Origin of the sequence: Uliginosibacterium aquaticum (assembly GCF_012972705.2) — a bacterium.
Classification (GTDB): domain Bacteria; phylum Pseudomonadota; class Gammaproteobacteria; order Burkholderiales; family Rhodocyclaceae; genus Uliginosibacterium; species Uliginosibacterium aquaticum.
The window spans coordinates 82,077-102,867 of sequence record NZ_JABCSC020000003.1 but is presented as its reverse complement, the minus strand read 5'-3'; the positions used below and the strand labels follow the sequence as shown (position 1 = coordinate 102,867).

Below are 20,791 nucleotides of genomic sequence, written 5' to 3'. Positions count from 1 at the left end.
GGCTCAGGGACGGCAGCCGCACGCCCGGCTATGGTGAGAGCATGAACGAGAGCGCCGCCGTCCCCTGTCTGCTCACCGCCTGGCATGCCCATGAACATGTGTTGCACGGCTGGCTGATTCATCAGCTGCACGACAAAGCGCTGGCCGCCGATCTGCTGCAGGACGTGTTCCTCAAGGCCCTGCGCCAGGGCCAGCACTTCTGCACGCTGGAGAACCCGCGTGCCTGGCTCTTCGCGGTGGCGCGCAACACGCTCAACGACCAGTTGCGCCGCCAGCACGACAGCATCGAGCTGCCGGACGATCTGCAACTCGAGCATGACGAGCCAGCGGCCGTCGACAGCCTCGCCCAGTGCCTGCCGCGCGTACTTGGCGAACTCTCACCGGCCGACCGTGACGCCATCACCTGTTGCGACATCGAGGGCATGAGTCAGGCCGACTACGCCGCCCGCCTCGGCATCAGCCTGCCCGGCGCCAAATCACGCGTGCAGCGCGCCCGCCAGCGCCTCAGGAGGCAACTCGCCAGCGCCTGCAAAGTACAGCTCGATGAAGCCGGCAAGGTCTGCTGCTTCACGCCGCGCCCACCGCTGGAGCCTGCCGATGGCTGAACTCAGCAGCTTGGCGAGCCGCCTCAATCTCGGCTGCGCCTGCCAGTTTCTCGACCGCAACAAGCTCTGCAGCGAACTCTCGCGCGAACCCGCGCTGGCCGGGCTGTGCCCCGATCTGCAGCACAGCCATCCGCACCTGTTCTCAGCTTCCAGCGTCTTCATCAGCCCGACGCAACTGGCGCAGATGGCGGCCCTGGTCGCCGCCGTCGAAACCGTCAGCCAGCAGGCAGGCTGGCTCGCCGCCACGGCCAGCAACGCCCAGGGGGCGAGCGGTGGCCTGCTCGGCTTCGACTTCCATCTTGATGACACGGGCGTGCAGCTCATCGAGATCAACACCAACCCCGGCGGCGCTCTGCTCAACGTAGCCCTGGCCCGGGCGCAACGCGCCTGCTGCGCCGAAACCGAAGGCCTGCTCACTCAGGCCAGGCACTGGCCGCAGGCCGAAGCCGCGATCCTCGACGTGTTCCGTCAGGAGTGGCGAGATGCCGGCCGTGCAGGCGAACCCACGCGCATCGCGATCGTCGACAGCGATCCCGCCAGCCAGTACCTCTACCCCGAGTTCCTGCTCTACCGCCAGCTCTTCACGCAAGCCGGCTGGCAAGCGGTGATCGCCGATCCGGCCGAACTCGTCTGGCGCGAGGGCGTGCTGTGGCATGCCGGGGAGCGCGTGGATTTCGTCTATAACCGCCTCACCGATTTCCGCCTGGAAGAGCCCGCGCACGCGGCCCTGCACAGCGCCCATGAAGCCGGTGCCATCGTGCTGAGCCCGCATCCGCAGGCCCATGCGCGCTACGCCAACAAGCGCAACCTGGCACTGCTCTCCGACCCGGGTTTTCTGGCAACGCTGGCCCTGCCCGAAGCCACCCGCCAGACCCTGCTGACCAGCGTACCGCCCACCGAGCTGGTCACGCCCGCGCAAGCGGAGCGCCTGTGGGCTGCGCGCAAGCAGCTCTTCTTCAAGCCGCTCGCGGGCTTCGGCAGCCGCGCCGCCTACCGCGGCGACAAGCTCACCCGCCGCGTATGGAGCGAGATCCTGCACGGCAAATACGTTGCCCAGCGGATTGCTCCACCAAGCGAACGCCTGGTGCCACAAGAAGCTGGCAATACCCTTCCCTCTCCGCCTCTCGCGCCAGCGGGCGGTGGGATCAATCAGCCTCGCCCTGCAACGACAAGCTTGAAACTCGACATCCGCGCCTACGCCTATGCCGGCCGCATCCTGCTGCTGGCTGCGCGCCTCTACAGCGGACAGACCACCAACTTCCGCAGCCCCGGCGGTGGCTTCGCACCGGTGTGGGTACTGCCGGCATAGGCGCCCCGGCAACAGCAACTCAGCCCGCCGCGCCACCGCTTTCCGCGCTGCCTCCACCGAGCACCTTGAATAGGGTGATGCGGTTGCTCTGCTCGGCCAGACGCAGGCTGATCAGGCTCTGCTGCGCGGTGAACAGCGCGCGCTGGGCCACCAGCACATCGAGGTAGCTGCCGCTGCCCTGGCGATAGAGTTCGGTAGCGAAATCCAGGGCCTGCTGGCTGGCGGCCACATACGCGCGTTGCGCGTCGAGCTGCTCGGCAACATGGCTGCGCACTGTGAGTGCATCGGCCACTTCGGCAAAAGCGGTCTGGATGGCCTTTTCATAGCTGGCGATATCGGCCGCCTGCTGGGCCTTGCGAGCATCGAGGGTGGCGCGGTTGGCACCGGCATCAAAGATCGGCAGGCTGATCGCGGGCGCAAAGCTCCAGGCGCCGCTGCCGGCGCTGAACAGATCACCCAGCGCACGGCTGCTGCTGCCCCCGGCGGCGGTCAGCGAAATGCTCGGGAAGAAGGCCGCGCGGGCCGCGCCGATGTTGGCGTTGTCAGCCCGCAGGGTGTGCTCGGCGGCCAGCACATCCGGCCGGCGCAGGAGCACTGCCGAGGAGAGTTCGGCCGGCACGCTGAGCAGTTGCGCGGCACGCTCGGCCTCCTCGCCCGTTCCGGCCGGCGGCAGCAGCTCTTCACCAAGACGGGTGCCGACCAGGAGCTCCAGCGCGGTGCGATCCTGGCCAACGCTGCTGGCATAGCTGGCCACGCTGGCGCGGGCGGCTTCGCGGCTGGCGCGGGCCGAGGCGAGGTTGGGGCCGGATTCACCACCGAGGGCCAGGGCCTGCTGCATCAGGCTCAGGCTCCGCTCGCGGGACGCCAGGGTGGCTTGCGCGAGGGCCAGCTGCTGCTGGTCCGCGGCAAGCGTCAGCCAGGCCGTGGCAACTTCTGCAACCAGGCTCAGGCGGGTGGCACGGCGGGTTTCCTCGAGCCCCAGATAGGTCTGCAAGGCCGCTTCACTGAGGTTCTGGACGCGCCCGAAGAGGTCCAGTTCGAAGCTGCTGATGCCCAGCTGGGCCTTGAAGCTGCTGCTGGTGGCGGCCTGGCCGGAACTGCTGGCGGTTTTCGAGGTGTGCTCGCGGCTGGCGCTGGCCGTGCCATTGAGGCCCGGCAGCTGCTCGGCACGCTGCACACGGTAGGTGGCGCGGGCCTTGTCGACATTCGCCAGGGCCACGCGCAGGTCGCGGTTCTGCTCCAGGGCGAGACGGATCACGGCGCGCAGACGGGCGTCGATGATCACCGCCTGCCAGTCGCTATCGACCGCTTCGCTGGCCGCCAGCGCGGCGCTGCCGCTGACGGCTGCGCCGCCCAGGCTGGCCGGCACCGGTGCCGCCGGGCGCTCGTACTGCGGCGCGAGATTAACGCAGGCCGCAAGACTCAGGCCGAGGAGCAGGGGGAGCACGCGCGGGGCGTGGTTCAGCAGGGGTTTCAGGGCACTCACGATGCAATCTCCGCAGGGGCGGTGGCCGGGGCGCGGCGCTTGAAGATACTGCGCACCAGCACATAGAAGAGGGGGATGAAGAACACGCCGAGCAGGGTGGCCGAGACCATCCCGCCGAGCACGCCGACGCCGATGGCGCGGCGGCTTGCCGAGCCGGCACCGGTGGACAGGGCCAGCGGCAGTACGCCGAACATGAAGGCCAGCGAGGTCATGATGATCGGACGCAGGCGCAGGCGCAGCGCTTCGAGGGTGGCGTCAATCAGGCGCATGCCTTGCTCCTCGAGGGTCTTGGCGAACTCGACGATGAGGATCGCATTCTTCGCCGAGAGGCCCACGGTGGTCAGCAGACCGACCTGGAAGTAGACGTCGTTGTGCTGCCCGGCAAGCCAGCTTGCAAACACCGCACCGAGCACGCCCAGCGGCACCACCAGCACCACCGAGAAGGGCACCGACCAGCTCTCGTAGAGCGCGGCTAGGCACAGGAACACAAACAGGATGGAAACCGCGTAGAGCAGCGGCGCCTGCTGGCCGGAGAGGCGTTCCTGATAGGACGCACCGGTCCATTCGTAGCCGATGCCGCGCGGCAGCTGGGCCACGATGCGCTCGACCTCGGCCATCGCGGTGCCGGAGCTTACGCCCCGGGCGGGATCGCCAACCAGCTCGAAGGACGACAGGCCGTTGTAGCGCGTGAGCTGCGGCGAGCCGTAGCTCCAGTGCGCGGCGGAGAAGGCCGAGAAGGGCACCATGTCGTCATTGGCATTGCGCACGAACCAGTTCTGCACGCTGTCCGGGCTCATTCGGAAAGCTGCGTCGGCCTGGAGGTAGACCTTCTTGATGCGTCCGTCATGGATGAAGTCATTCACATACTTGCCGCCCATGGCGTAGGACAGGGTGCTGTTCACATCACCCGCTGAGAGGCGCTGGGCCACAGCCTTGGCATCATCGATGTCCACCTGCAGCTGCGGCGTGTCATCGAGGTTGTTGCTGCGCGTCTGGGCCAGCAGCTTGCTCTGCCGGGCAAGGCGCAGGAACTGGTCGCGCGCGGCCGTCAGCGCCTCATGGCCGAGGCCGCCAAGATCCTGCAACTGCACATCGAAGCCGGAGTTGGAGCCGAGGCCGCGCACGGCCGGCGGCTGCAGCATGAAGACTGTGGCGTCATGCAGTTCGGTGCCGAGTTCCTGCGAATAGCGGCGCACCAGGCTGGCGGCGTCCTGCCCCTTGGCCGTACGCTCGCTCCAGTCCTTGAGCATGATGAAGGCGCGCGCCGAGGCCTGGTCGCCATCGATGCCGGTCACCGTCATGTAGGCCTTCACTTCGGATTGCTGCGAGAGGTAATGCTCGAAGCTCGTCAGCGATTTCATCAGGCGTTCGTTGGTAGAGCCGGCCGGCAGCTTGAGCTGGGCCATCAGGGTGCCCTGGTCCTCATCAGGCAGGAAGGAGGTCGGCAAGACCTTGAACAGCAGCGCCGTCAGCGCCACCAGCAGAAGATAGGCCAGCACGCCCAGGCCACGCCGCCCGAGCAGACCCGCCACCCCTGTGCGGCAGCCTTCGCTGCCCTGCAGGAAGCCCTTGTTGAAGCCGCCGAAGAAACGCCCCAGCCAACCCTTGTGGCTGACATGGCCGCCCTGCGGGATGGCCTCCAGCAACGTGGCGCACAAGGCCGGTGTAAGGGTCAATGCAACCACCACCGACAGGACCATGGCTGACACGATGGTGATGGTGAATTGACGGTAGATCACGCCGGTGGAGCCACCAAAGAAGGCCATCGGGATGAATACCGCCGAGAGCACCAGCGAGATGCCGATCAGTGCGCCGGTGATCTGGCCCATTGATTTCTGGGTGGCCTCGCGCGGCGAGAGCCCCTCCTCGCTCATGATCCGCTCGACGTTTTCGACCACCACGATGGCGTCATCCACGAGCAGGCCGATGGCCAGCACCAGGCCGAACATGGTGAGGGTGTTGATCGAGTAACCGAAGGCCGCCAGCACCCCGAAGGTGCCCAGCAGCACTACCGGCACGGCCACCGCCGGAATCAGCGTGGCGCGCAGGTTCTGCATGAACAGGTACATGATCAGTACCACCAGCGCGAGCGCTTCGAGCAGGGTCTTGACCACTTCTTCGATCGAGATTTTCACGAAGGGCGTGGTGTCATAGGCCACCACGGCCTGCATCTTGTCCGGAAAGAAGGGCTGCAGCTCGGCAATCTTGGCCTTCACGGCGGCGGCCACCTTCAGCGCGTTGGCGCCGGAGGCCAGGGTGATGCCGAGGCCGGCCGAGGGATGGCCGTTGTAACGCGTGCTCACGGTATAGCTCTCGCGGCCGAGCTCGATGCGGGCCACGTCGGAGAGGCGCACCACGGCGCCGTCGGCGGCGGACTTGATGATGACCCGGGCAAACTGATCCACCGACTTGAGCTTGCTGCGCGCCGTGATCGTGGCGTTCAGGCTCTGGCCCTCGGCCGCCGGCAGCGCGCCGACCTGGCCGGCCGACACTTCGGTGTTCTGCGCGCTCAGGGCGCTGCTGATGTCGGAGGGCATCAGGGCGTATTTCTGCATCTTGGCCGGGTCCAGCCAAATCCGCATGGCATAGCCCGAGCCGAGCGCCTGAGCCTCGCCCACGCCGTCGATGCGGCTCAGGGTGTCCTTCAGGCTGGTGGCGATGTAGTTGGCGATATCGGTGGAGGTGATGGCCGGATCCTCCGAGATCAGGTTCAGCATCAGCATGAAATCCGAGCTGGACTTGGTAACCGTCAGGCCCTGATCCTGCACCGCGTCGGGCAGCTGCGATTCGGCCTGCTGAAGCTTGTTCTGCACCTGCATCTGGGCCACATCCGGATCGGTGCCGGCCTCGAAGCTGAGCTCGACGCGGGCACTGCCGTCGGACTGGCTCTTGGAGGAGATGTAGGTGAGGTGATCGAGGCCTGTCATCTGCTGCTCGATGACCTGGGTCACCGAGTTCTCGATGGTTTCGGCCGAAGCACCGGGATAGGTGGTCTTGATCGAAATGCGGGTGGGCGAGATGTCCGGATACTGCTCAAGAGAGAGCTGGCTGATCGCGCCAGCGCCGGCCAGCATGATGACAATCGCAATGACCCAGGCAAAGATCGGGCGGTCGATGAAGAAACGTGACATGGATCGGCCTCCTCAGTGCTTGCTGGCAACAGTGGCCGCAGGCGTAACCGGCTTGACCAGCTCGCCGACACTGACCTTCTTGCTGCCTTCAACAATCACTTGCTCACCCGGCTGCAGGCCAGCGCTGACCAGCCAGCGATTGCCCACCGCACGCCCCAGCGTGACTTTGCGCGTAGCGACACGGCCATCGCGGTCCACCACCAGCGCGCTAGCCTCGCCGGAGGCCTTGCGGCTCACCGCTTCCTGCGGCACCAGCAAGGCTTGTTCCAGCTTGCCGGCTTCCACCACCGCCCGCACATACATGCCGGGCAGCAGCACGCCGTCCGGATTGGGCACCAGGGCGCGCAGGGTCACCATGCCGGTGCTCTCATCCACGCTGACCCCGTCGAACTGCAGGCGGCCGCTCTGGGCGTAAGGGCTGCCATCTTCCAGCAGCAGCTTCACCGCCACCTCCTGGCCGCGCGTGCGCGAGCCGGCCGCCTTGAGCTCCTGGCGCAAGCGCAGCAGCTCGGCGCTCGATTGCTTGACGTCCACCACCACCGGATCGAGCTGGCGCACGGTGGTCAGCGCCGTGGTCTGGCCTGCGGTGAGCAGCGCGCCGGGTGTCACCGCGGAGAGATCGACGCGGCCACTGATCGGTGAGGTGATACGGGTGTGCTCGAGATTGATGCGCGCCGTGTCCAGCGCCGCCTTGGCTACGTCCAGCGCGGCCTGGTTCTCTTCCACGGCGGCCTGGCTATCGTCCGCCACCTGCTGGCTGATCGCCTCGATGCGCGCCAGGCCTTCATTGCGCTTGGCCGTCACGGCCGAAGCCTTGAGGGTAGCGTCGGCCTTGGCCAGCGCCGCCTTGGCACTGGCATACGCCGCCTCGTAACTGGAGGCCTCGATCTGGTAGAGCACCTGGCCGGCCTTCACGGATTCGCCTTCGGTGAACAGGCGCTGGGCCAGGATGCCGCCCACCTGCGGGCGGATCTCGGCGCTGACCCGGGCTGCTACGCGCCCCGCGAGCTCGGTGCTGACCGTAGTGTCGGCAGCGGCCACGGTGAACACGCCCACCTGCGGCGGCGTGGCAGCGGCCGAGGCGGCTTGCGAACCAGCACCGTCGCAGGCGGCCAGCACGCTGCAGGCCAGGAGGCCCAGGAAGAGGCCCGGGCGGGTGGGGAAGGAAATCTTGTACATGGCGCAATCCGGCTTTGTTCAGGGATGGCGCCGAGCTTGCGCGGCAATTGTGGAGCGATATTGAAGATGCGGAAAAACCGCCCGATGTAGCCGTCGCGCTTGCCAGAATGCCGGCCAGGCGCTCCAATTCAGGCATGAACCGGCTAGCGCGCATGTCCATCTCGACCCGACTCTTCATCGCCGTGCTGGCCGTGGCCGCTGCGGCGGTCGTTGCCGCGGGCTTTGCCTCGCACCGCAGCTTCACTCATGGCTTCCTCGGCTATCTGAACAAGCTCGCCATTGAGCGCATCGATAGCGCCCTGCCGCGCCTCGAAGCGGCTTACGCCGAGCATGGCAGCTGGGAGTTCCTGCGCGAGCAGCCGCGCAACTGGATTCGGCTGATGATCAGGAATGCGGAAGACGATCTGCGCGCCGAACACGAGGCACCACCGATCTCGGATCTCACCGGCGCCTTCCTGCGCGTCACCCTGCTCGATGCCGAGCACCTCTTCGTGATCGGCTACCCCGGCCAGCTTGATGACGACCGCATCGAGCGGCCCATCCGCGTGAACGGCCAGATCGTCGGCTGGCTCTCGCTGGCGCCCTTCCAGAGCGTCACCGAAGTCGGCGCGCAGCGCTTCGAGCGCGCCCAGCAGCGTGCCACCTGGCTCATCGTGGCGGCGGCCATCCTGCTCGCCGCCGCGATTGCCTGGTGGGTGGCACGTGCCGTACTCCTGCCGATCCGCCGGGTGGCCCGGGCCACCCACGAACTTGCCGGCGGCAACTATGCCCGCCGCGTACCCGAGATCGGCGAGGACGAAGTCGGCCAGCTCTCGCGCGACTTCAACCACCTCGCCCTCACGCTGGAGCGCAACGAAACCCTCAGGCGCGAATTCATGGCCGACATCGCCCACGAGCTGCGCACCCCGCTGGGCATCCTGCACGGCGAGCTGGAAGCCATCGAGGACGGCATCCGCCCCTTCAGCCGCGAAGCCCTGCACTCGCTGCAGAGCGAAGTCGGCCAGCTCAACAAGCTGGTCAGCGATCTCAATGATCTGGCCCTCACCGATGTCGCCGCCCTCGCCTATCGCAAGGAAAACATCGATCTCGCCGCCTGCGTGGCCGAAGTGGCCGAGCGCTACGCACCCCGTCTGGCCCAGCACGCATTGCAGCTGCAGTGCGCACTACCAACGCAGCCGGTGATGGTCTTCGCCGACCCGGCCCGCCTGCGCCAGCTGCTCCACAACCTGCTCGAAAACAGCTGCCGCTACACCGATTCCGGTGGTCAGCTGCAATGGCGCCTCGACACCACTGGCCACCCGGCCGAAGCCATCCTGCGCTGTGAGGATTCGGCACCGGGGGTGGCAGTGGAGCTGTTGCCACGCCTGTTCGACCGCTTCTACCGTGTCGAAGGCTCACGCAACCGCGCCAGTGGCGGTGCCGGCCTCGGCCTGGCGATCTGCCGCAACATCGTGCAGGCCCACGACGGCCAGATCGAAGCGGCCACCTCCAGCCTCGGTGGCCTGGCCATCACGATCCGGCTGCCGCTGGCGCGGAGTGGCGCGTGAACGCACCCCGCCCGGCCGACATCCTGGTCGTCGAAGACGAACCGAAAATGGCCGGCCTGCTGCTGGACTACCTGCGCGCCGAAGGCCACCACCCGCGCCATCTGGCCGAAGGCTCCGGGGTGGAGGCCGTCGTGCGCGCCAGCCCGCCGGACCTGATCCTGCTCGACCTGATGCTGCCGGGGCTCGACGGCCTTGCCGTATGCCGCGCCCTGCGCGCCTTCTGCGCGGTGCCGATCATCATGCTCACGGCCCGCAGCGAAGAAGCGGACCGCCTCGCCGGCCTGGATGGCGGTGCCGACGACTACATCGGCAAGACCCCCTTCAGCCCACGCGAAGTGATGGCCCGCGTGCGCGCCCAGCTGCGCCGGGCTCAGGGCCGGGTTGCCGCCCTGCCCAGCACGCCGCAGCTGCGAATCGATGACGGCGCCTGGCAGGCCAGCCTCAATGGGCAACTGCTGGATCTCACCCCTGCCGAGTTCCGCCTGCTGCGGGTGCTGGCCGCAGCACCGGGGCAGGTCTTCAGTCGCGAGCAACTGCTCGATCAGCTCCATGACGATCACCGCGCCGTCACCGACCGCACCGTGGACAGCCACATCAAGAACCTGCGCCGCAAGCTCGGTACGGCCTGCGGCAGCGACCCGATCCACTCCATCTACGGTGTTGGCTACCGCTTCCAGTGGCCGGAGCACAAGCCTGCTACGCCGGGCTGAACAAGCTGGCAACTGCCGTCATGTTCTGGCCCCCGAGGCCCTGCCCGATGCCACGCTGAAATACCCCACGGGCTGCAACAAACGTCGGGGCCGCCTGTTCGGTGCCGACAGTAGCCAGCAGATAGGCAAAGTCCTTCTCGATCAGCTCGACTGGGAACTGTGGCCGGAAATCCTGTTGCAACATGCTGCCCGCCAGCACCTGCGCCACCGGTGACCATACCGGCGTGGCGGCGACCGCCTGCAGAACCTGGGCCGCGTCAGCGCCACTGCGCTGCAGCCAGCCGATCAGCTCAGCCAGTGCGGTGACCTGGATCCCCAGCAAGGCGTTGGTCGCCAGCTTCGCCATGCAACCGGCACCGAGCGGACCAACATGCCGGATGGCCGCGCCCATGGCACCCAGAACGGCTTCGGCCCGGCCCAGGACAGCCGCCTCGCCCCCCACCAGATAAACCAGCTTGGCGGCCTCGGCCGCCGGGCGTGATCCCGAAACAGGGGCGTCAAGCAGGGCTATGCCGCGCAGCTGAGCCGCCTCGCCCAAAGCGCGGATGCCTTCCAGCGACAGGGTGGAACTCTCGATCGCCACAGCGCCGGTCGCCATCGTGCTGAACGCACCCGACTCCGGATCGCACCACGCGGCGCGGGAGGCCTCATCGTCGCGCAACATGGCAATCACGAAATCAGCCTCGACAGCCGCCTCGGCCGGACTGGCAGCAAGCCGCGCACCTGCCTGGACCAGTGCTTCAGCGGCCTGCGGGCTGCGATTCCACACCGTCAGCGCATGACCGGCCTTGAGCAGATTGGCGGCCATGCGGCTGCCCATGGCGCCCAGGCCCAGAAAAGCGATGCGTGCCATGTTCAGCCCTTCGCCTTCAGCGCTGCCGCCACCATGCCCTTGAGCCATTGATCGTGGCCATTGATCATCGGGTTCGGCTCGGCCGCAGCAAGCGCCTTGGCCGGTTCGCCGCACTGGGTCTCCTGGGTCAGGATACGCACCCGGCCACCGGCGAGGTCTTCGAGCAGCCAGGCGTGATGCACATCGAGGCGATCTTCCTGCGTGCTACCCGCCCAGCCATGCCAGGCCACGCGTGCCGGCTCGCCGGCCTTGGGCGCAACGTGTTCCACCACCTGTGCCTCGACCGGAAAACCGAAGGTCTCGAAATAAAAGCGGACACCGTCTTCCAGCTCAGGGCCCTTGCCATCGTAGAAGCGCACATTGGCCGAATTGGCGTAATACGTGGGCCACAGCGCCGGCGTATTGAGGAAAGGCCAGACCTCGGCCACGCTGAGGCCGGCCACGATCATTTCATTGGAGGCGAAGTTGTCGGTGAAGCCGGGGGCATAGCCTTGCGGCCAGAAAATCTCGTTCATGCGGGATTCCTTGTGTGAGGGAACCTGGCACCCGGTCGGGTAGCAGGCCGTGTTCACATCATGCAAATCCGCGAGATATCAATCCAATCGCAAAACAGTATTCAATACATAAGCTGGATAGATATCTGGCTTTGCCTGCCGCCCTCAAGCCTCCCGCATCGCGGCGCGCAACTGCTCCAGCACGAAGCTGGCCCGCGCCGACAGGGGCCATTCGGCGCGCTGCACCAGCCACAGCGGATAGGCTTCGCCGCTCAGGGCCACGCTGATCGCCGCCGGCTGGGCGTAGGCCTGGCGAGCATGGCGCGGGATCACCGTGAAGCCGAAGCCCTGCGCCACCGCGTCGAGGATCAGGCTGACCTGATTGATGTAGCCGTGGCGCGGCAGGCTGCGCACCCCCGGATTGGCCGGGAAGGCCCGGCTGAGCAGCCGGGTGGCCATCGCCGGGCCATCCGGATGCTCGATGAAGCCGAGGCGCACGAGGTCTTCCCACTGCTCGACCGCCACTCCGGCCGGCACGACCAGCTCCAGCACCTCTGCGGCAAATTCGCTGGCGGCAAAACGCGGGTCATCCGGGCGCAGGGTCACCACGCCGAAGTCGTACTGCTTCTCCAGCAGGGCCGCGAGGATCTCGGTATCGGGTGCGAAGCGATGACGGATCACCAGCCCGGGATGCGCCGCCTGCAGCGCCAGCAAAGGGCCGTGCAGGGCCAGGCCAACACTGCCCGGAGTGGTCAGGCCCACCTCGCCGCTGAAGGCCTCGGCGTCGGCGAGACGCACCTGCAGACGCCGGCTGGCCTGCTCAACCTCCCTGCAGTAGTCAAGGAAGGCCAGGCCAGCCGGCGTGAGTTCCAGTGCGCGCGGGCGGCGCAGCAGCAAGGGCCCGAGCTGCATCTCGAGCTGGCGCACATGCTGGCTCACCGCGGCCTGAGTGAGGCCCAGGTGCTCGGCCGCACGGGTGAAGCTGCCACTCTCGGCGATGGCCAGAAAGGTGTGGATCCACTGCGGGCTGAACACAATGAACTCTTATGGATTCAATAAGGATTCATCAGTTTATCTAAAGTTCGCAGGCTCGTAGGCTGAAGGGATTAAACAAACTTGCCTTCAGGAGATCCGCATGAGCCCCGTTTTCAAGATCCTCGTGATCCTCACCTCTCACGCCACGGCCGGCACCAGCGGCCAAGCCACCGGCCTGTGGCTGGAGGAATTCACCACCCCTTACTACGCCTTCGTCGATGCCGGCGCGCAGGTCGAAGTGGCCTCCATCGCCGGCGGCCAGGTACCGGTCGACCCACACTCCATCGAAGCCGTCGGCAAAAATCCGGCCAGCGTCGAGCGCTACCTGCAGGATGAAGCGCTGCGCACGCGCCTCGCCACCTCGATAAAAATCGATGGCCTCGCCGCCGCCGACTATGACGCGGTCTTCATGCCCGGCGGCCACGGCACGATGTGGGATCTGCCCACGAGCGACACACTGGCACGCCTGGTGAGCACGGCCTGGGGCGAGGGCAAGATCGTGGCAGCGGTTTGCCACGGCCCGGCCGGACTCGTGAACGCAAAGGACGAAAAGGGCCAGCCGTTGGTGGCCGGGCGCCGTGTGGCCGCCTTCAGCAATACCGAGGAAGTCGCTGCCGGCATGGACAAGAGCGTGCCCTTCGCACTCGAAACACGCATCCGCGCCCTCGGCGCTCACTATGAGAGCGGCCCGGACTTCCAGCCCTTCGCCGTACGCGACGGCCGCCTTGTCACCGGTCAGAACCCGGCCTCCTCCGCCAAGGTCGCCGAGCTGGTGCTGCAGGCGCTGCGCGAGGCCAGGTAAGCCATCATCCGCGTGATAACCAGGCCCCGGCGGATGCCGGGGCTTTCCCGTTCACCTTTCCGCTCAGGACACACCATGTCAGCCCTGTTCTCCCCCTTCCAGCTCAAGGACGTCACCCTGCGCAATCGCATCGCCGTACCGCCGATGTGTCAGTACAGCGCCAGCGACGGCCTCGCCAACGACTGGCATCTCGCCCACTACACCGGTCTCGCACGTGGCGGTGCTGGTCTGGTCATCGTCGAAGCCACCGCCGTGTCACCCGAAGGCCGCATCACCCCGGCCTGCCTGGGCTTGTGGAACGATGCCCAAGGCGCCGAACTGGCGCGCATTGCAGCCGCCATCAAGGCCGCCGGCGCGGTGCCCGGCATCCAGATCGGCCACGCCGGCCGCAAGGCCAGTGCCAACCGTCCCTGGGAGGGCGACGACCATATCCCGGCCGGCGACGCCCGCGCCTGGGACACCCTCTCGCCCTCGGCCAGCGCCTTCGGCGCCAACCTGCCACGCGTGCCGAAGGAAATGACGCTGGCCGATATCGCCCGCGTCACCGGCGACTTTGCCACCGCCGCGCGCCGTGCCCGCGAAGCCGGCTTCGAGTGGCTGGAGCTGCACTTCGCCCACGGCTATCTCGCCCAGAGCTTTTTCTCGGCGCATGCCAACCAGCGCACGGATGGCTACGGCGGCGAGCATGCCGGCCGCGCCCGCTTCCTGCTCGAAACCCTGGCCGCGGTGCGCGGCGAATGGCCCGAAAACCTGCCGCTCACAGCCCGCTTCGGGGTAATCGAATACGACGGCCGCGACGAGGAAACCCTGGCGGACTCCATCCAGCTGGTGCGTGAATTCAGGGCGGGCGGGCTGGACCTCCTGAATGTGAGCGTCAACTTCTGCACGCCGGCAGCCCAGGTGCCCTGGGGCCCGGCCTTCCTCGCACCGATCGCGGCACGCGTGAAGCGCGAAACCGACCTGCCGGTGGCCTCGAGCTGGGGCATCGAACGCGCCAGCGATGCCGAACGCGTGGTGGCCGAAGGGCAGATGGATCTGGTGATGATCGGCCGTGCCCTGCTCGCCAACCCGCACTACCCCTATGCGCTGGCGAAAAAGCTGGGCATGGCCAGACCCTCCTGGGTGCTGCCGGCGCCCTATGCCCACTGGCTGGAGCGCTACCGGCTGGAGGCGGACTGAGTGCAGTGACGCACCGGCTTTCTCAAGGCCGGCAGCCGCCGGTCGGGCCGAGACAACGTAACACCCATGCGGCTGAAACCGCACCTACAGGAACCCTCAGCCCGCCGCCCCGCCACAGCACTCCACCAGCAGCTCACGCAACCAGCGCTGACCGGGGTCGCTATGGCTACGCGGATGCCAGACCAGCAGCTTGGTGAAACCCGGGATCGCCAGCGGCGGCTCGCGCAGGACGAGCCCCGCCAAGCCCGTCACCAGGCGGCGCGGCAGCACCGCCACGAGATCGCTGGCGAGCAGGATCTCGGGCAACACCAGGAAGCTCTGCACCGACAGACTGACCCGCCGCGTGCGCCCCAGTTGGGCCAGTGCCGCATCGGTCACGCCGCTGAAGCCCCCGCCGGTGTAGGACACCAGGGCGTGCTCCAGCGCACAGAACGCGTCCAGACTCAGCACCAGCGCTTGCGCCGCCGGGTGATCGGCGCGCATCACGCAGACATAGCTTTCGTCGAACAGACGCCGCGCATGCAGCTCAGGCGGGCTGCTCTCAGGCGTGAGCAGGGCCAGATCCAGTTCGCCGCGCTCCAGCTGCGCCGACAGTTCGCCCTCACGCAGCGGCAGCAGGGCCAGCCTGATGCCCGGCGCCCGCACCCTCAGGGCAGCCAGAAACGGTACGGCCACCGCGCTTAAGGCATAGTCGGTAGCTGCAACCCGCAGCGTGAAATCTGCCGCCAGCGGATCAAAGCGCACCGGCTGCAGCAAGGCATCGATCTCTCCGAGGATCTGCTTGAGCGGCATGGCCAGTTCAAGTGCGCGCTCGGTCGGCACAATGCCGCGCTGGCTGCGCACGAAGAGCGGGTCAGCAAAACCATCGCGCAGCCGCGTAAGCATGCCGCTCATGGCCGGCTGGGTGACGTTCAAGCGCTCGGCTGCGCGGGTCACGCTGCGCTCGTCGAGCAGGGCATCGAGCGCCTTGAGCAGGTTCAGGTCGGTAGTTTTGAGGTCGCGCATGGCCTCAGGATAGCCTGCCGTTCAGCGCGCCGGCAGGGCCCGGCGCTGGCTCAGCCACCAGATCAGATACAGGGCGCCAATGCTGCAGAAGGCCAGCAGGCTCCATTGCGGCAGATACAGGCCCAGCAGCAGGGGCTGGTTTTCGGCACACTCCACGCCACCGAGCAGGCCTGCCTGCAGGAAGGCTTCGTAGTTGCCGATCTGCAGGTAATAGAGCAGGCCGGCACCACAGTGGCCGCTGGCCTCGGCCGGATGCAGCAGCAACCAGCTCTGGCGCGCCGCGCTGGCCAGCCCGATCAGCAGGCCCAGTTCGCCGAGGCGCTGGGTCAGAATTGCAGCACGGGGCGCGGCCGCCGCAAGCAGAAAGCCAGTCCCGGCGGTGAGAAAGGCCAGGCGCTGGAACCAGCACATCGCACAGACTTCGAGCGCGAAGAGATGGCCCAGCAGCACCGCTGCGCCAACAGAAGCCAGACAGAAAATGCCAAGGGCCAGCAGCACCAGGCGGGGACGCGCATGAATCAGCTCGGACAGCATGGAGGCCACTCCGGAACAAGGTTTGCAGGGTTGCTGCGCTTCGAGCCGGACGCCACGTAATGGTTCCGGCCTTCTGTCAGGCGAATGCAGCAAACTGTGCCGGCGGCGGGACCGGGCCACCGCGGCGCCACTGTCCATAGCCATCAGACATGCACACGTGCAGACTGCGCTTTTGTGTGTGGAGCACGCCGTGCCTGCCGTCCTGCCGAGTACCTTCCTGTATGCCATCGCCAGCCTGATCTGGGGTTCGACCTGGATGGCGATCACCTTCCAGCTCGGCACGGTGGACCCGGCCGCTTCGGTGGGCTACCGCTTCCTGCTTGCCGGCGGGCTGTTCCTGCTGTGGAGCCGCTGGCGCGGTGAAACCTGCCGGTTGCCGCTGCACACTCTGCGCTGGGTGGCACTACAGGGCGTGCTGCTGTTCGGCATCAGCTACACGCTCACTTACGAGGCCGAGCGCCACATCGCCTCGGGCCTGATGGCGGTGCTCAATTCGAGCATGCTGCTGTTCAACCTCGTCGGCATGCGTCTGGTTTTCGGTCGCCCGCTCGATGCTAAATCCCTGCTCGGCGCAGGCCTCGGCGGGCTGGGCATTGTGCTGGTGTTCTGGCCCGAGCTCAGCACGGTCAATGACGCTTCCGGCTGGCTCGGCGTGGCCTGCGGCCTCTCAGCCGCCGTACTGGCCTCGGTCGGCAATCTGGTCGCACAGCGCAATCACCAGCAGGGCGTGCCGCTGCTGGCTGGCACCGGCTGGGCGATGATCCTCGGCGGCGCCACCGCGCTGCTGATCGCGTTGGCCAAGGGCCAGAGCCTGGAATTCGATACGCGCCCCGGCTACATCCTCTCGCTGCTGTATCTGGCGCTGTTCGGCTCGGTGTTCGCCTTCGCCGCCTATTTCACCCTGCTCGGCCGCATCGGGGCCGGGCGCGCCGGTTATGTGGCGGTGGCGGTGCCGATCCTGGCGCTGATCCTGTCGGCCTTCTTCGAGGGCTTCGTGTGGCAGCTGTGGACCGTGTTGGGCATCGCCTGCGCGGTGGCCGGCAACCTGATCATGCTGCTGGAACCGGGGCAGTTGCGCCGCTTCGCACGCCCGGCCACTCAGCCCGCGCCCTGACCGGCCCGGCTCAGCGCCGTCACCAGATCAGACTGGGTGATGATGCCGACCAGGCGCTCACCCGCGCCAATGATGGGAATGTGGTGGTGGCCGGTGCTGCCGAAGAGCGGCAGCAGCTCGGCGAGGTGGCGCTGCTCGCTGGCCACCCGCACCTTGCGCGTCATGATCTGGCCGACGACTTCGGGCTTGCTTGAATTCGGCCCCGGGGTGGGGCGCAGCAGCTGGCGCAGCTTGCTGTCCATACCTTCAAAGTCGTCCAGCTCGGCAGCGCGCATGAAGTCCGCCAGGGTCACGATGCCGACCAGACGCTGGAAGTTGTCCACCACCGGCAGGGCCTTGATGCGCTTCTCGCGCAGCAGGCTCCAGGCTTCCTGCAAGGGCGTGCCGAACTCGACAGTGATCAGCGTGCGCGACATCACGTCGCTGCAGCGCAGCTCGGCCAGCTGGCGCTGATAGCTGCGCAGGCTGGTCTCGGCGAGCAGAGCCTTGAGGTCGTCGCGGCTGATATCCAGCACCTGGTTGTAGTGCGCCAGTACCGCGTCCAGGTCGGCATCCAGCCCGGCCTCGGCCGGCTTCGGCAGGGTCTGCTGGGAATGCGGATAAGGACGCCGCGTGGCGTGGTTGTAGGCAATGCCGGCGGCCACCAGCAGCACCGAATTCAGCAGCACCGGGTAGAACGCGAAGAGCGGGTTGCTGATGCCGTTCAGTGCCATCAGCAACGCACTCGCCCCGCCCGGCGGATGCAGGCAGCGCAGCGCCAGCATGGCGGCGATTGCACCGGCCACAGCGAGGCCGGCAGTGAGTTCGGGCAAGCCGAGACCGGCCGTGAGCAGCAGCACCGCAATGCCGACCAAGGCCGACACCGTATTGCCAGCCACCACCGCCCAGGGCTGGGCCATCGGGCTGGCTGGTGCGGCGAAGACCAGCACCGCGCTGGCCCCCATCGGCGCCACCAGCCACACCGCCGCGCCGCCGAAAACGCGACTGGCCAGATGGCTCAGCAGGGCCGTGAGCGCGATGCCGAGCAGGCCGCCGACGACGGTGCGCAGGCGTTCGCGGGCATTGATCGGGGTACGGGCAGGCAGGAAGGCCCGCCACCAGGCCGGCGCGGTGGCGCCGTCCGGACGCTGTGGAGTGTTCATGGTCGTCTGCTTCAGGGCTGCACCGGCGGTGCGGAATGCGGGCTGCTGATCACGGCGGCAGCCTCTCTTTTCAGGGCCACAGGATAGCGTAGAGCCACGCCCGGGCGCCGGGGCCGACAGCCAGCTCAGGGCATAGGAGCCGGCCCGGCATCCGGCAGCGTAGCCGGTGGCCCGGCCAGGCAACGGCCCTGCTTCTCAAGCCAGTAGATGGTGTTGCCGACGATCACGATACTGCCGGAGATCACCGCCGAGGCGGCCGACACCCCGCCGATCAGGACCAGTGATCCAAGGCAATCCGCACTGGTGCGGCAATTCAGGCCCGCACCACTGCCGCTGCCCTCCAGCACGTCAAAACGCATCTGCTTGAACTGGATCTGGCACTGCGGATCGTAGATCACCTCGGTGCGCGGCACCACGATGCAGGAGGCGAGCAGAAACAAGACGGGCAGAAGCAGGTAAGCGCGCATGCCCGGCAGTGTAGCCGCTTCAGCCCAGCCAGCTCTCCACCTCGGCCACTGTCGGCAGTTTGCCAGTGCTTACCAGCCGGCCATCCAGCGCCACACCGGGCGTGGCCATCACGCCAGCCACGGCCATCGCCGCGTAATCGGTGACCTTTTCGAGCTCAACCGGGATGCCGCGCGCGACGAGCACCTGCTGCACGACTTCGGCAGTTTTCTGGCAACGGGCACAGCCGGGTCCGTAAACGGTAACTTTCATGGTGATGCCTCCTTACAGGACGAGGTTGAAAACATAGCCAACAAGCATGATCCCGCCCGCCACCACACCGGCAAAAGTAGCGATCAGGCGTGGTTTGAGCGCACGGCGCAGGATGATCATCTCGGGTGCCGAAAGCGCGATCACGCTCATCATGAAAGCCAGCACGGTGCCCAGCGCCGCGCCCTTTCCAAGCAGGGCCTGCACTACCGGGATGATGCCAGCAGCATTCGTGTACAGCGGCACGCCCAGCAGCACCGCCGCCGGCACCGACCACCAGGCATCGCGGCCCATGATCGCGGCCATGAAATCCTCCGGCACATAGCCGTGAATGCCGGCGCCCAGCGCGATGCCGGCCAGCACCCAGGGCCACACCTTGCCGACGATCTCACGCACATGGCGCGCACCGGTTTCGAAGCGAGCCACCCAGCTGATCTGCTCATCCGGCACATGCGCCGCACCCCGCGCGATCTGCTGCACCCAGTCTTCGAGATGAGCCTCCATCTTCAGGTGGCCGATGACCAGCCCGGCAATGATCGCCACCGCCAGCCCCAGACCCAGATACAGCGCCGCCACCTGCCAGCCAAAGAGGCCGAAGAGCAGCACCAGCGCCACTTCATTGACCATCGGCGCCGAGATCAGGAAAGAGAAGGTCACCCCCAGCGGCACGCCGGCCGACAGAAAGCCGATGAACAGCGGCACGGCCGAACAGGAACAGAACGGAGTGACGATGCCCAGCGAGGCGGCGAGGACATTGCCGACGCCCAGACGCTTGCCGGAGAGCAGCGCACGCGTGCGTTCCGGCGCGAAGAAGGTCTGCACCACGCCCATCACGAACACCACGCCGAAGAGCAGCATCAGCACCTTGGGCGTGTCGTAGAAGAAGAAATGCAGGGCTTCGCCGAAGTGGGTCTGACGCGTCAGACCCAGTGCGCTCACCAGCCCATTGGCGGCGGCATCAAGCTGGCCGTAGACAAACCACCACAGCGGAATCAGCAGCGCGAGCGCAGCGAGCCAGCGATGGAGTGGATTCAGGGCGGGAAAACGGCGGGCCAGCATGGCAGCATCCTCGTTGAAAAACAGGTGTGTTCACCGGGAAGACGCAGCAGGGTGAAAAAGGATGCGCTAGCCCGCACCCGTGATGCCGAACTCGATCGGCGTCTTCACATAGAACACCTTGATGCCTTCTTCCGCGAGACGCGCAAAGAAACGTTCGGCATCGGCCGCACTGACCGCCAGGGTAACTTCCTGCGGCTGGTCGGCGAGCTCGACGAAATGCACCGAATGCAGCTTGCCGTGATGACCGAAGCCTTCGCTGGCGGCAATCAGGGTAGCGCCGCCGAGGCCAAGACGTCGCGCCTCCTGCAGCAGCCATTCGGCCAGCGGCAGACCAGCATGCTTGTGGTCCTGGCGGGTGAAGAAACTCAGTTGAAAGCCTTGCATCACACAGCTCCTGTCGAAAGTGCTGGCGTTGCTTTCAGTAAAGCCTGTGCGCAGACTTCGCGCTGGCTCAGTTGGCGCGAAACAGCGCGAAACTGGCCAGCCCGGCCAGCGTGGCGGCCAGCGAGCCCAGCACATGCACGGCAATGGCCCCGCCCGCCATCAGCATCCGTCCCTGCTGCAGGAGCGTGGTGACTTCAGCGGAGAAGGTCGAGAAGGTGGTCAGCCCGCCGAGGAAACCGGTGATCACGAAGAGGCGCCACTCCGGCGCCAGCCCGGCATGCTGGCCGAAGAAGGCCACCGCGAGGCCGATCAGGTAGCCACCGATCAGGTTCGCCAGCAAGGTGCCGGGCGGAATGGCCGGGAACAGCGCGTTCAGCGAAGTGCCCAACAGCCAGCGCAGCACGGCGCCGAGCGAAGCGCCGGCACTGATGGCGAGAATGGAGTTGAGCATGCGGGCTCCGGCGAGATCGGGACAGGAATGCCCGCAAGCATAGCGCGAGCACGGTTTA

General features: G+C 67.0%; 21 protein-coding genes. 7 read left to right on the top strand and 14 right to left on the bottom strand.

The window, feature by feature from the left end; translation table 11 throughout:
* Positions 1 to 41: 41 nt before the first annotated feature.
* Positions 42 to 605, top strand: a complete 564-nt coding sequence (locus HJ583_RS11775; protein WP_170022117.1) for a sigma-70 family RNA polymerase sigma factor — start codon at positions 42 to 44, stop codon at positions 603 to 605.
* Positions 598 to 1,914, top strand: coding sequence for a hypothetical protein (locus HJ583_RS11770; protein ID WP_170022116.1), 1,317 nt, complete (start codon positions 598 to 600; stop codon positions 1,912 to 1,914). Before HJ583_RS11775 ends, HJ583_RS11770 begins: the two co-directional genes overlap by 8 nt.
* A gap of 19 nt (positions 1,915 to 1,933) precedes the next feature.
* On the opposite strand, the gene HJ583_RS11765 is transcribed toward HJ583_RS11770, so the two are convergent.
* From HJ583_RS11765 to HJ583_RS11755, 3 genes are read right to left on the bottom strand one after another with little or no spacing between them, the layout of a single operon-like run.
* Complete coding sequence (locus HJ583_RS11765; RefSeq protein WP_328824881.1) at positions 1,934 to 3,400, bottom strand: efflux transporter outer membrane subunit; 1,467 nt, start codon at positions 3,398 to 3,400, stop codon at positions 1,934 to 1,936.
* Positions 3,397 to 6,531 carry an efflux RND transporter permease subunit gene (locus tag HJ583_RS11760; protein WP_170022115.1) on the bottom strand — a complete coding sequence of 1,045 codons (3,135 nt, stop codon included), beginning with the start codon at positions 6,529 to 6,531 and terminating at the stop codon, positions 3,397 to 3,399. Before HJ583_RS11760 ends, HJ583_RS11765 begins: the two co-directional genes overlap by 4 nt.
* A 12-nt stretch (positions 6,532 to 6,543) precedes the next feature.
* Positions 6,544 to 7,710 carry an efflux RND transporter periplasmic adaptor subunit gene (locus HJ583_RS11755; protein WP_170022114.1) on the bottom strand — a complete coding sequence of 389 codons (1,167 nt, stop codon included), beginning with the start codon at positions 7,708 to 7,710 and terminating at the stop codon, positions 6,544 to 6,546.
* Positions 7,711 to 7,862: 152 nt separating this feature from the next.
* Here HJ583_RS11755 and HJ583_RS11750 point away from each other — a divergent pair, with 152 nt between their 5' ends.
* Positions 7,863 to 9,257, top strand: a complete 1,395-nt coding sequence (locus tag HJ583_RS11750) for an ATP-binding protein (protein WP_217423400.1) — start codon at positions 7,863 to 7,865, stop codon at positions 9,255 to 9,257.
* Positions 9,254 to 9,967 (top strand): winged helix-turn-helix domain-containing protein, encoded by a 714-nt coding sequence (locus HJ583_RS11745; RefSeq protein WP_170022112.1) that lies wholly within the window; start codon positions 9,254 to 9,256, stop codon positions 9,965 to 9,967. Before HJ583_RS11750 ends, HJ583_RS11745 begins: the two co-directional genes overlap by 4 nt.
* Here HJ583_RS11745 and HJ583_RS11740 read toward each other — a convergent pair.
* From HJ583_RS11740 to HJ583_RS11730, 3 genes are all read right to left on the bottom strand, one after another.
* Positions 9,954 to 10,820: an NAD(P)-dependent oxidoreductase gene (locus HJ583_RS11740; RefSeq protein WP_170022111.1), complete on the bottom strand. Its 867-nt coding sequence runs from the start codon at positions 10,818 to 10,820 to the stop codon at positions 9,954 to 9,956. The genes HJ583_RS11745 and HJ583_RS11740 overlap by 14 nt on opposite strands.
* A gap of 2 nt (positions 10,821 to 10,822) precedes the next feature.
* A complete protein-coding gene (locus HJ583_RS11735) occupies positions 10,823 to 11,335 on the bottom strand; it encodes an SRPBCC family protein (RefSeq protein WP_170022110.1) in 513 nt (170 codons plus the stop codon).
* Positions 11,336 to 11,479: 144 nt separating this feature from the next.
* Positions 11,480 to 12,349, bottom strand: a complete 870-nt coding sequence (locus tag HJ583_RS11730; protein ID WP_170022109.1) for a LysR family transcriptional regulator — start codon at positions 12,347 to 12,349, stop codon at positions 11,480 to 11,482.
* A 100-nt stretch (positions 12,350 to 12,449) separates the two neighbouring features.
* Here HJ583_RS11730 and HJ583_RS11725 point away from each other — a divergent pair, with 100 nt between their 5' ends.
* Positions 12,450 to 13,151 carry a type 1 glutamine amidotransferase domain-containing protein gene (locus HJ583_RS11725; RefSeq protein WP_170022108.1) on the top strand — a complete coding sequence of 234 codons (702 nt, stop codon included), beginning with the start codon at positions 12,450 to 12,452 and terminating at the stop codon, positions 13,149 to 13,151.
* Positions 13,152 to 13,226: 75 nt separating this feature from the next.
* Positions 13,227 to 14,330 carry an NADH:flavin oxidoreductase/NADH oxidase gene (locus tag HJ583_RS11720; protein WP_170022107.1) on the top strand — a complete coding sequence of 368 codons (1,104 nt, stop codon included), beginning with the start codon at positions 13,227 to 13,229 and terminating at the stop codon, positions 14,328 to 14,330.
* 96 nt (positions 14,331 to 14,426) lie between these two features.
* On the opposite strand, the gene HJ583_RS11715 is transcribed toward HJ583_RS11720, so the two are convergent.
* Entirely contained in the window at positions 14,427 to 15,335 is a 909-nt protein-coding gene (locus HJ583_RS11715) for a LysR family transcriptional regulator (RefSeq protein ID WP_170022106.1), read from the bottom strand.
* A 21-nt stretch (positions 15,336 to 15,356) separates the two neighbouring features.
* Positions 15,357 to 15,869, bottom strand: coding sequence for a disulfide bond formation protein B (locus HJ583_RS11710; RefSeq protein WP_170022105.1), 513 nt, complete (start codon positions 15,867 to 15,869; stop codon positions 15,357 to 15,359).
* Positions 15,870 to 16,059: 190 nt separating this feature from the next.
* Between HJ583_RS11710 and HJ583_RS11705 the strand changes: the two genes are divergently transcribed.
* Positions 16,060 to 16,983 carry a DMT family transporter gene (locus tag HJ583_RS11705; RefSeq protein ID WP_170022104.1) on the top strand — a complete coding sequence of 308 codons (924 nt, stop codon included), beginning with the start codon at positions 16,060 to 16,062 and terminating at the stop codon, positions 16,981 to 16,983.
* Here the strand turns inward: HJ583_RS11705 and HJ583_RS11700 are convergent.
* The 6 genes from HJ583_RS11700 to crcB form a co-directional block, all read right to left on the bottom strand.
* The gene (locus HJ583_RS11700; protein WP_170022103.1) at positions 16,968 to 18,125 is read right to left on the bottom strand and encodes an HPP family protein; all 1,158 of its coding nucleotides are present in this window, start codon (positions 18,123 to 18,125) and stop codon (positions 16,968 to 16,970) included. The two genes, HJ583_RS11705 and HJ583_RS11700, sit on opposite strands and share 16 nt — an antisense overlap.
* A 125-nt stretch (positions 18,126 to 18,250) precedes the next feature.
* Positions 18,251 to 18,592: a hypothetical protein gene (locus tag HJ583_RS11695; RefSeq protein WP_170022102.1), complete on the bottom strand. Its 342-nt coding sequence runs from the start codon at positions 18,590 to 18,592 to the stop codon at positions 18,251 to 18,253.
* A gap of 19 nt (positions 18,593 to 18,611) precedes the next feature.
* Positions 18,612 to 18,842 carry a thioredoxin family protein gene (locus HJ583_RS11690; protein WP_170022101.1) on the bottom strand — a complete coding sequence of 77 codons (231 nt, stop codon included), beginning with the start codon at positions 18,840 to 18,842 and terminating at the stop codon, positions 18,612 to 18,614.
* A 12-nt stretch (positions 18,843 to 18,854) separates the two neighbouring features.
* Positions 18,855 to 19,898, bottom strand: coding sequence for a permease (locus HJ583_RS11685; protein WP_170022100.1), 1,044 nt, complete (start codon positions 19,896 to 19,898; stop codon positions 18,855 to 18,857).
* Between the two features lie 66 nt (positions 19,899 to 19,964).
* Positions 19,965 to 20,282 (bottom strand): DUF190 domain-containing protein, encoded by a 318-nt coding sequence (locus tag HJ583_RS11680; protein WP_170022099.1) that lies wholly within the window; start codon positions 20,280 to 20,282, stop codon positions 19,965 to 19,967.
* 67 nt (positions 20,283 to 20,349) lie between these two features.
* Complete coding sequence (gene crcB, locus HJ583_RS11675; protein ID WP_101940534.1) at positions 20,350 to 20,733, bottom strand: fluoride efflux transporter CrcB; 384 nt, start codon at positions 20,731 to 20,733, stop codon at positions 20,350 to 20,352.
* Between the last annotated feature and the right edge of the window lie 58 nt (positions 20,734 to 20,791).